Genomic DNA, 9,085 nt, shown 5'->3' on the forward strand with positions numbered 1-9,085 from the left:
TTTGTCATGGTGGTAGTTCTCCAAAAAATTGCACGTTGCCTGTATTACTAGGTATGCGGCACTGTTAGCAGCATCGGTAGGCAGGACAGGGCGCGTGATGTTTATGCAGCCTGTCCCATGTAATTTGGCTCGGTATCGTCTGGGGAAACGAGTATGGATTTCTTAGGCTTTGGCCCTGGTGCAATGTCTAGGGCAGGTGGAATCAAAATTTCTGGAATGCCAGCTTTAAGCAGCTGCGCATGTCGGTAGGTGGGAACGGATTTACCATGAAGCAGCTTGTACGCAGCGGTACGCGATGCTTTGATCGCTTTGCCAATATCGGAAAACGACAGCTTTTTACGCTTCATGTAGATTTCTAGCTTTTCACTACGGGTCAAATCAGATATGAATTCGGGAATCAGGTTTCGTTGTTCCATCAATTAACCCCTTGCGGTTATTTCGATTTATGGTGTTTGGTTTCATTGTTTCGTTAAAATAGAGATAAGCCTATTTAGTCTTACTTTCAAGCCTAATTAGGCTCACATTGGAGCTTTTCGTGCTCGATTGGCTAGAACAATTTGAAATAATTAAAGAAGTCGCTTCAAAAAAAATTCAAGAAAACGGCGGCGGACGCTTTAGTCTTGCAAAATTTGATAATCTACTTGGAATTTCTGGTGGAAAATCAAGGAAGTGGGCTAAGGGGCAGCGCCCTAGTGCTGAAGATTTGGGGCGTATTTGCCGTAAGCTTGATTTATCCGCAGCTTGGCTTCTATTGGGCGAAGGTGGACTGTTTCTTGGGGAAGAAACAGACACACAAAAAGAAGACGCGCCAATTACTGATCCAATTGCTCAACGCATGAAAGTTGCGACTGACATACTTAAAGGATCAGGCGCTTCGCCAGAAGTTATCCAGCAGGCGGTAATGAAAATTTTGGATTCACAGAATGAGACACACACTCAGGCTGAGACGAATACTCTTGAAGCTTCGGCTTTCGCAGACAAATGCGACTGGAGTATGAAAAGGACTTAGAAAACAGATGCCCATGTAGTCGTGCAAGGTGCAAGCTCGGGGGAGCGGATTGCGACAAATGGACACAGTAAGGGCTTACTGATGAAGTAGGCGGGAGATACGCTGATGGCTTACGAGTTTAAGAACGGTGCTGCAACAAAGATTGAAAAAGAGTTTTATGAATCTGGCACCAGACCTGAATACCTCATGAACTTAGCTGGCTATAATAAATATTCTTACTCAGACAATATTGAAAAAGGAAATAACCCTTTTGACGTTCATGTCTTTGTTGCTGACTCGTTTGAAGTCGAACATTCTTCTGCACGGTGGGTAGTTTTTGTCTTTGAGGACGGCGGGTTTGTTGATGAATATCATGTTGGTAATTCATTTGACCTTGTCACGCTTCTGAATACTTTTTGTTCTTAATTGGGTGTGCTCTTAATAATAGAGTAAGCATCTGAGCTAAGACTTCGTTAAAATAAGAAAAGCTACGTATCTAGTATTCGGGGGGGGCTTATGAATGAGACCGCAAGAGGGATCAGGATAGATAGTTACGACTATTTTGGGTATCTCGTTCCAGGAATGGTTACAATGTTAGGATTTGGAACATTGCTTATTTATGCAATGGGTTGCTCCACTGAAGCTTGCACGGCGCTGAAAGCATTGTTCACTCAAAAGGATACTCCTAGTACAACTATTATTATCTCTGGGTTAGTTGTTTTTGCATTGTTGAGTTATGTAATGGGGCATATTGCAGGAACATTTTCTTCAATGGTTTATGAGAAACTTTTTGTGAAAAAAGTAACTCAATACCCAACAAATAGACTGCTAAACATTAACCTTACAAGTGATGAAAAGTGGCAATTGAATGTTACAAGGTACTTCTACCTCTTTTTTGTTACGATGCAATACGTCTTGGTTGTTCTATATAGCTATCGAGTGGAAATAGATGGAGTGCTGCCTGAGGAGATAAAACTATTTTTAGTGAATCATTTTGGTACAGATGATGTTTTTATACTTTCGGTGATTCTTTTGTTTGTTTGGTTGTTGGCAAAAATTATCAATGAAGGTTTAATGTCAATACCGGGGCAAGAAGGCTCACCGCATTTGCTAATTAAATGGTACCAATGTTTTTTTCTGTTTTTTAGTTTAGTTTTTTCTTTACCTATGCTTTTGATTAGTTTGCTTTTGGGAAAACTTTTAGGAATGAGAGATAAGTTTCCCGTTGAATTTGCAACAAAAATTAAAGAGAAATACAATAGAATTTTTTCCATTGATTTTGAAACAGCAAAGAGCACAGAGGTTTGGTGGAGTTTATACTGGTATGTAATTAATCGTGACAATGTAGTGCGAGCTAGAATCGATAAGTTTTTGTCACTTTATGGCTTTATGCGAAACTTAGCCTTTGCGTGTTGGTTTACAGCTGTTTGTATATCTATAACTCACAATAATTTTGCTTCAGATATGCCAGCCTTTCAGATTATTACAATGGGCTTACTTTTTTGTTCAATAATTTTTGCAGTTCGTTTTTACTATCTTTACTATAACTACTACTCAAAGACTATTTTTCGTGTGTTTTTGTACCTTGATGAAGTGCAACCTAGTTCACAACCGAATTTAGTTTTAGAGACCGAATCTGAATCCGAATCTGAATCCGAATCTGAGCCTTTCAGTTCATCAGAGTTAACGGAGAATGAATCTGAGCAAGTTGAAACTTTTCCTACAACAGTCCAAGATGAGGGTTCAACTTCTAGTTCTTCTAACTCCGATTTAGAGAATGGGGTAAGATCTTAGTATCATAATTTATGTATAAAAAAGCCTGCTTGCTTAGCGGGCTTTTCTTGATAGGAGGAAATAGAAAATATGATTGATGAACTTTGGAAGCAGATTGCTCCGTGGGTTGCAATTGTCATTTCATTAATATCTATCGGTGTCTCTTTATATATGTATTATGGAAAGTTAAGATACGATAAGGATAAAGAGTTGATGAATCTTGCCAGTCAAAGCTTAAAAAATGCATACGAGGTGCTATCTGGAGGGGCAGAAGATATTCCGCCTAAGCCTGTTCGTATGAATTGGTTAGCTTCTGCAAGGAGCATTGAGCAGTATAAAGAGCTTGAAAGAAGAATAAAGACGCAGATTTATACAGAATCTTGTTTGATTATGAGTGAGATATGGCGTCTTAAATTTTATAAAGCGTTAGATATACTGAATGTAAAAAGTCTCTCGGCATATCAAATGACTGAGTATCCGAATGGAGGAGGTGCTCTCCATTGTTTGTCACCAATAGGATTGGAACCACGGTCTATTGCTGTTCTTTATGATTTTGCAATTAACGGAATGGATGAAGATTTTATTGATAAGGTTGATCTTAAGGCGTTGGTAGAGAAGGGCAAAATTTTTTCAGGGAATAATGGACTTCAAATGTATTTTGATCAGTCAGATGAGTATGCTGCAATAATCGCTAGACAGGGCGAATAAACGACCTCATCCCATTGTTCCTTTCGGTAATTACATATCGCCATGTTCCGTTATGTTTATCTGCGGCTATCAATCCACTAGACAGCAGATACGCAACTGGCGTGGCGATATTCCCTTTTCTACCTTGAGCTGCATATGAATAAGCTTTTGTTTTAGTCTTTCCCATCTCTTCAATCTGAACAACACACATCTACACATACGGGAGATAGATTATGAAACGTACTATCATGCTATTATTTGGCACTTTTTTTCTGCTAGCCATTGCTGGTTGTGCAAAACAGTATCCACCAGCTTGGACGTATAATTACAAGTTTGATGTTACGAGAAGCGGAAATGAGTTCTTTATGAACTTTGATGGGAAGAAGTATACGTTACTAAGAGTGAATGATGAATATACCTACACTGGCACTCAGGATGGTGCTTTTGTATTTACTAAGGATGATAGGGTGGTAGTTGTTTTTGGTCGGTTTGGGACATTTAAGGAAAAATTATCATTAAATGACCTTGCAAAGACGGATCCTACAGCCCACCTGATTAGTGTTGTTCCATACGGAGTAAATGGCGAGTACAGAACTGCTGTAAAAAATAAAGATTATGGAGAGCTAGTTGAAGTTGCCTATGTTCATCATGATCTCACCGAGAGTGGTTGGTTTAATATGTTTTTCGCTTATGGTGAAAAGCTTGACGGTAAACATGCCTTCTCAAAATGGCCTGACTCAGTACCTGATAAGGAAGAGTTCCTTACAGCTGTAAAAAAACGTGCTGAGAACGCTGTGTTGATTCTGCCAAAGGGCGAACCTCAGTAAAGCTAAATAGTGTTTTTTGATTTCATCCACCTAAACCTTCACCTCCTAAAAGAAACACTTGTATCCCCGAAAGGGTAATACATCTGCAAAAGGATTCGCTATGACAGCATCACAAGATTTACCGGAAATTAAAGAGAATTACACAAAAGATGAAGTGTTGGAGTTGCTTGAGACTATCCAACATGTCAGCCCAAGTTCAGGCTGGCTTACAGCGCTTCTTCAAGAAACAAATTTCGTTTCTATTCTTCAAGAGCTAAAAGAAGTTTCTCTGGCAGAACTGAAGCATGATGAAGGCATTACAAAAGAAACGCTGATTCAACTCACTTCGTCCCTCAACATCTCGGTTAACGCGGTAAGAGATCTTGCTCAGTCAATGGATTCGGATGAAATAAAATTGCAAGCTATAAATAGGATATTTGAGGAACTTAATAAAACACAGCAACGACAGGTAGAGGTAACCCAGTCGAATCAAAAGTGTAAAGTCCCGTTTGGAGTCATTGCATTTGGGTGTTTTGTAATTCTTGGAGTGTTTGGAGTATTAGTTCGTAACGGGTCATCGAATAAGCGAGGGAACGTCGCTTAAGAAAAAACGCTGTATCAGGATGATACAGCGTTTTTTTGTTACTGATTAAATGAGTAATGAGTTAGCTTTTTCAATGAGCTCGTTATGCTCATATTTTCTTAACTCAGCAACCATATTTTTTGTCATCATTCGCGTTTTTGTAGAAATGCTTTGATGAGTATTGAGCCGTTCCTGTGCTGTTAAAAAATCACAGCCATATTTATCATGATAATTTAATTCATGATAAATTTTGTATGCAATAATGTTGGCCTCCATCTCTCTATTTTCATAGCCACCATTAAGAGCACAAGTGGCCATAGCATGATAATAAAGAAAGAGTTCAGGCTGTTCGCTGTTGTTGATCTCATCCAGAACTTCTTGGCTAATATTAGAATAGTCCGCGATTGGAGATCTGGAAGTCGTGTGCCCACCTAAAAGGTGTCCTGCTTCATGACACAACAATGACTTAAATTCAGCAGAATCTGTGTGGTCCTTGCTATAGGAGTTAACGACAATAGTCGCTGGGGGGAGTGCAACAATACACCCAGTGATACAATCCAGAGAATATTTTACATTTCCTAAGTAAGTATCTTCTGCAACAATTGGAATCTTGATGTCCTCATATTCGAAGTGGTCAAAAGGAGTGGCACGCCGCACATAGTCAGCAAGCTCATTATCATCAGGTAAGTCACCAGCCGGCTTGTTATCACTCGGCAAATAACCATGATGAGTTTCAAAGAAAATTTCGTTTGTCAGCAATACCATGAGCTTAATGATCTCTTGGTGAGGACCATCTTCAAGGTCGAGAGCCGTGTCACGCAACATTGCTTTTTCATCACCCATAATCTGTTCATATGTAAGAGCAGCTCTAGACACACGCACCTCTTTAGTAATTAAATAGAGTGGTAGTTCCATCCGTAAAGATTGATCTTCATCATCTGTTACATTCAGAGGAAAACCTTTAAAAAAAATTCTGCCGCCCCCTTAACCAGCCGGACATTTGTTAAGTGTCCGGCTGGTTAAGGGGGCAGAATAATATCGAGGACAATTGGTAGTTGTCAAATATTTATTAAAAACATTAGGTTAGCTTTTTATCGTGTCCACCGCTTTCCCCGCTCTGTAATTACATAGCGCCTTTTGCCGCGATCATCGCATGCAATGCGGATGTAGTCTTTAGCAAGTAAGGACTCTACAGAGAGCGGCGGCATTCCCTTATTTACATTCAATTGCATAAGAATCAGGCTATAGCTCTGCTGCACTCGCTTATATATGGCTTGTACCTTGTCGGCTTCCCTGTACCGAGAGTCAAAGCACACTTCTATCTGCTGCTTGCCATCCTGTGGCAAGCCAAGCCGGAGAGTGACCCCCTTATCCCGCAGAAATTTCACCGGATCATATAACATTGCACGTTTCATAGGGGTTAGCTTAACGCAAAACATAAAAAAGCGTTACAGACGTAAATCTGCAACGCTTATTAAGTTACATTAACTACTAAATTACAGCTTTAATGCGTTGTTGTAACTGGCTAAGATCACTTGGATCATCCAATCTATGAATCATCCTATGACAATTCGCACAAAGAACAGCAAAATCGTGAACAGGGTCATGTGGTATTTCAACCTCTTCTTCTAACGTTGAAATAGGAACTAGATGGTGTGCTTCGATATACTCGCGACCAAGGTCGCCATATTTTTCTTCAAGGGACATCCCACACACCTCACAACGATAGCCTTTCACTTTCTTTACTTCCGCGATTAAAACGGAATTGCGATCAATTTTTTTATGAAGGCTGTATTGTCTTTTTTCGTTAAGTGAAGTTTTCTTCTTTGCGTCTTTTGATTTTTTGGAACGTTTACTATCTTTTTCTTCATCAACTGACGAGGTAACTCCACCACGAAATGTTAATGCGTTATACAAACCACATAGTTCAAAAAGATCTTCTAACAACTTTGCTTCTGAAGGCAGTTTGTCAAAGTCATAAACATAACCGGTGGAGTGTCCTGCTTCATATTGGAGTGGCAATTTAACACTGCTTCCTAGGTCAATAGTCTTAACCATATTGGAAGTAACCTTTTTGCCTAACCGCTGCCTAATAAACGATGCACGCTTTTTCAAAACCTCTTTTGCGTTACCTTTAAACTCTTCTTCAACCGCAGTTGCTCCCTGGTTCAACGAAAGGAAAACTTTCTTCCCAGAAGAGTGAAATAAGTAAACGAGGTAATAGCCTTTGGTTGCGGTAGCAGTAACTATGGGGTCGAGCACTGCTCCCCACACAACACTCGCCCACTGGCCAGCACCTGCACTTGTAGAAATTTTGAGTGATGAATATTTTTGATCAATTGCAGATTCAAGTTCTTCTTTGAACTCGCCGCGGATAAAGCATGCTAATGGATGGTCAGTATACTCTTCACCTGTAGCCCCGCGTTGAAGCTCTTTCATGATATAATGAAGACACTCTTTAATGGATGTTGTGTCATCTGCTGTGACCGGGGTAATGCTAGAGCCTGCCCGCTGACTGTCGCAACGCAGCAGCTCAACGTCAAAAAAGTCATCACGCAACTTAGTAAATTTCAGGACACCACTATCTCGTTTTTTATCCGGGAACATTTTCGCTAACTGTTTTGAAAAAGCAGCCCGCCACATTAAGTTAAAACGATTAATCTTTTGCTTATAGACAACTGCAGCCTGATACTCTTTCCCTTTATAACGCAGTATGATGTTCTGAGCAGATATGTGATTTTGGCAATTAAAAAAAGGCCTAATGTGCTTCGGTAGTCTTGAGCCATTATGAAAAAAGGCCGATTTATCAAGCTGCTTTTGAGCTATATTTGACGACAATAGTGTCCAGGAAAATGATTTCACAGGATAAATTGAAGATGATTTTGACACTATTAAACTCCTGGCTTTAATTGGTATTTTTCGTTGGAAAAGTATTTCTTTTCAGCCAACTGCGTCAAGCCAAAGCCTAAAAAAAGCGCTACAGGATAAAACCTGCAACGCTTTGTTAAATACGTTTCTGCTACAATTATTACGTAGCCTCATCCACCACAAAATACTCCTCTCCGCCATAATGAACAGCTAGGAAAAAGTGCACAGCCATCAGTGCTCGAGCAGGTAAAAGCCACTTACTTTTTTGGGTGCACAGGTAGATCATGTTGGCCAAAAAATAGAGATCTGCTTTTTGCTTATCTTCTCCCTCCTGGTACATCCAGTCGTGAATATTACATGCCTCGGCAATGCTTGCGCCTAGAAGATGTTCCGGAACAAGTTTGCCTATTAATCCGTCTGGGCCGCAGCCGTTGCAAACTCTATTTTTAAGATCTTCAGAGGCTTCTAAGTAGGTAGTCGGTGCGAGTAGGTTCATTGATTACTCCGGTGTAGTGAAAGAAATAGAAATAGCCTCAACCTGTTCAACGGTCGTGCAAGCTTCCAACGCGTCTTGATACTTCAAGCGCTGACCTGTGGCGTGGCCTGCAAGAACTGACCATGCCTGTGTGTTCTCTTGAATGCGCCGCGCCATTTCTATCACATCCATGCCGCGTGCATTAGCAATCGCTCGTACAAGTTGAGCTGCTGCTTGTGGATCAGCGAGAAGCGCTTGTGATTCTGTACGCTGGCTATCCCATGTTTGCCGCTCCATTTCGGAATATTCCACGCTTTGAGATTTAAGAAACGCATCATGCGCGGCTGCGATCTGACGTTGCTTTGCGGTGCGGGCTTCATCAAGTGTTAACGGCGGTGGAACAATCGCTTCAAGTCGTGCTTTTTCTGCATTCCATGCTTCCACATATGGCTGCACTTCTAATTCTGTGACTGGTGCAGTGGTTACGCCTCCGTCCGGTGTTTCAAATTCAATTTGTCCCTCCTGCCCATCAAACTGGATAGCGTGAAGAGTTTCATCAAAATCAAAGTTAGGTAGTTTTAGAGCGCTGCCATCAACTAGAACTACTTTATCTGGTGCAATAACTGTTACGTGCATAACTTCTCCTATAGATATTTAATGTAAAACACGCCGATGTATGGCGGCCGGTTTTCATGCGCCTGAGAACCACCAGTGTGAGCCGTTCCATCATCGGGATCGCCAGTATTGCGGCTGTTGAAGTTGTGATAAGTGGAACCCGACAGATCATTACCAGTCTCATATGCGATTAGGTGGTCATGTGACGCAGTCGTGCTTACGGTTGGAGAAACCTTTTCAGCACCACCTTTGCTTCCAACGGAATATTTTCCGCCTGCACCAACGGTAAA

At 40.8% G+C, this 9,085-nt stretch carries 12 protein-coding genes and 1 pseudogene; 6 read left to right on the forward strand and 7 right to left on the reverse strand.

Annotation, left to right across the window (positions count from 1 at the left end):
- Positions 1 to 101: 101 nt before the first annotated feature.
- Entirely contained in the window at positions 102 to 416 is a 315-nt protein-coding gene (locus F461_RS0100090; RefSeq protein WP_019999126.1) for a hypothetical protein, read from the reverse strand.
- Positions 417 to 535: 119 nt separating this feature from the next.
- On the opposite strand from F461_RS0100090, the gene F461_RS0100095 reads away from it, so the two are divergent.
- The 6 genes from F461_RS0100095 to F461_RS0100120 all read left to right on the forward strand — a co-directional run bounded on the left by F461_RS0100095 (position 536) and on the right by F461_RS0100120 (position 4,858).
- The gene (locus tag F461_RS0100095; RefSeq protein ID WP_019999127.1) at positions 536 to 1,009 is read left to right on the forward strand and encodes a hypothetical protein; all 474 of its coding nucleotides are present in this window, start codon (positions 536 to 538) and stop codon (positions 1,007 to 1,009) included.
- Positions 1,010 to 1,114: 105 nt separating this feature from the next.
- Positions 1,115 to 1,414 carry a hypothetical protein gene (locus F461_RS0100100; protein ID WP_019999128.1) on the forward strand — a complete coding sequence of 100 codons (300 nt, stop codon included), beginning with the start codon at positions 1,115 to 1,117 and terminating at the stop codon, positions 1,412 to 1,414.
- Between the two features lie 90 nt (positions 1,415 to 1,504).
- The gene (locus tag F461_RS0100105) at positions 1,505 to 2,782 is read left to right on the forward strand and encodes a hypothetical protein (protein WP_019999129.1); all 1,278 of its coding nucleotides are present in this window, start codon (positions 1,505 to 1,507) and stop codon (positions 2,780 to 2,782) included.
- A 69-nt stretch (positions 2,783 to 2,851) separates the two neighbouring features.
- Complete coding sequence (locus F461_RS0100110) at positions 2,852 to 3,469, forward strand: hypothetical protein (RefSeq protein WP_019999130.1); 618 nt, start codon at positions 2,852 to 2,854, stop codon at positions 3,467 to 3,469.
- A 212-nt stretch (positions 3,470 to 3,681) separates the two neighbouring features.
- The gene (locus F461_RS0100115; protein ID WP_019999131.1) at positions 3,682 to 4,275 is read left to right on the forward strand and encodes a hypothetical protein; all 594 of its coding nucleotides are present in this window, start codon (positions 3,682 to 3,684) and stop codon (positions 4,273 to 4,275) included.
- A 100-nt stretch (positions 4,276 to 4,375) separates the two neighbouring features.
- Positions 4,376 to 4,858, forward strand: a complete 483-nt coding sequence (locus tag F461_RS0100120) for a hypothetical protein (RefSeq protein WP_019999132.1) — start codon at positions 4,376 to 4,378, stop codon at positions 4,856 to 4,858.
- Positions 4,859 to 4,903: 45 nt separating this feature from the next.
- On the opposite strand, the gene F461_RS0100125 is transcribed toward F461_RS0100120, so the two are convergent.
- The 6 genes and pseudogenes from F461_RS0100125 to F461_RS19350 form a co-directional block, all read right to left on the reverse strand.
- Complete coding sequence (locus F461_RS0100125; protein WP_019999133.1) at positions 4,904 to 5,713, reverse strand: M48 family metalloprotease; 810 nt, start codon at positions 5,711 to 5,713, stop codon at positions 4,904 to 4,906.
- Between the two features lie 215 nt (positions 5,714 to 5,928).
- Entirely contained in the window at positions 5,929 to 6,252 is a 324-nt protein-coding gene (locus F461_RS0100130; RefSeq protein WP_143154872.1) for a hypothetical protein, read from the reverse strand.
- Positions 6,253 to 6,328: 76 nt separating this feature from the next.
- Positions 6,329 to 7,726: an MrcB family domain-containing protein gene (locus tag F461_RS0100135; protein ID WP_143154873.1), complete on the reverse strand. Its 1,398-nt coding sequence runs from the start codon at positions 7,724 to 7,726 to the stop codon at positions 6,329 to 6,331.
- A 139-nt stretch (positions 7,727 to 7,865) separates the two neighbouring features.
- Entirely contained in the window at positions 7,866 to 8,201 is a 336-nt protein-coding gene (locus F461_RS18340) for a hypothetical protein (protein ID WP_019999136.1), read from the reverse strand.
- 3 nt (positions 8,202 to 8,204) lie between these two features.
- Positions 8,205 to 8,816 (reverse strand): hypothetical protein, encoded by a 612-nt coding sequence (locus F461_RS18345; RefSeq protein WP_019999137.1) that lies wholly within the window; start codon positions 8,814 to 8,816, stop codon positions 8,205 to 8,207.
- An 8-nt stretch (positions 8,817 to 8,824) separates the two neighbouring features.
- Positions 8,825 to 9,085: pseudogene (locus F461_RS19350) on the reverse strand (hypothetical protein); the annotation flags it as partial.

Origin of the sequence: Halodesulfovibrio aestuarii DSM 17919 = ATCC 29578 (assembly GCF_000384815.1) — a bacterium.
Lineage (GTDB): Bacteria > Desulfobacterota > Desulfovibrionia > Desulfovibrionales > Desulfovibrionaceae > Halodesulfovibrio > Halodesulfovibrio aestuarii.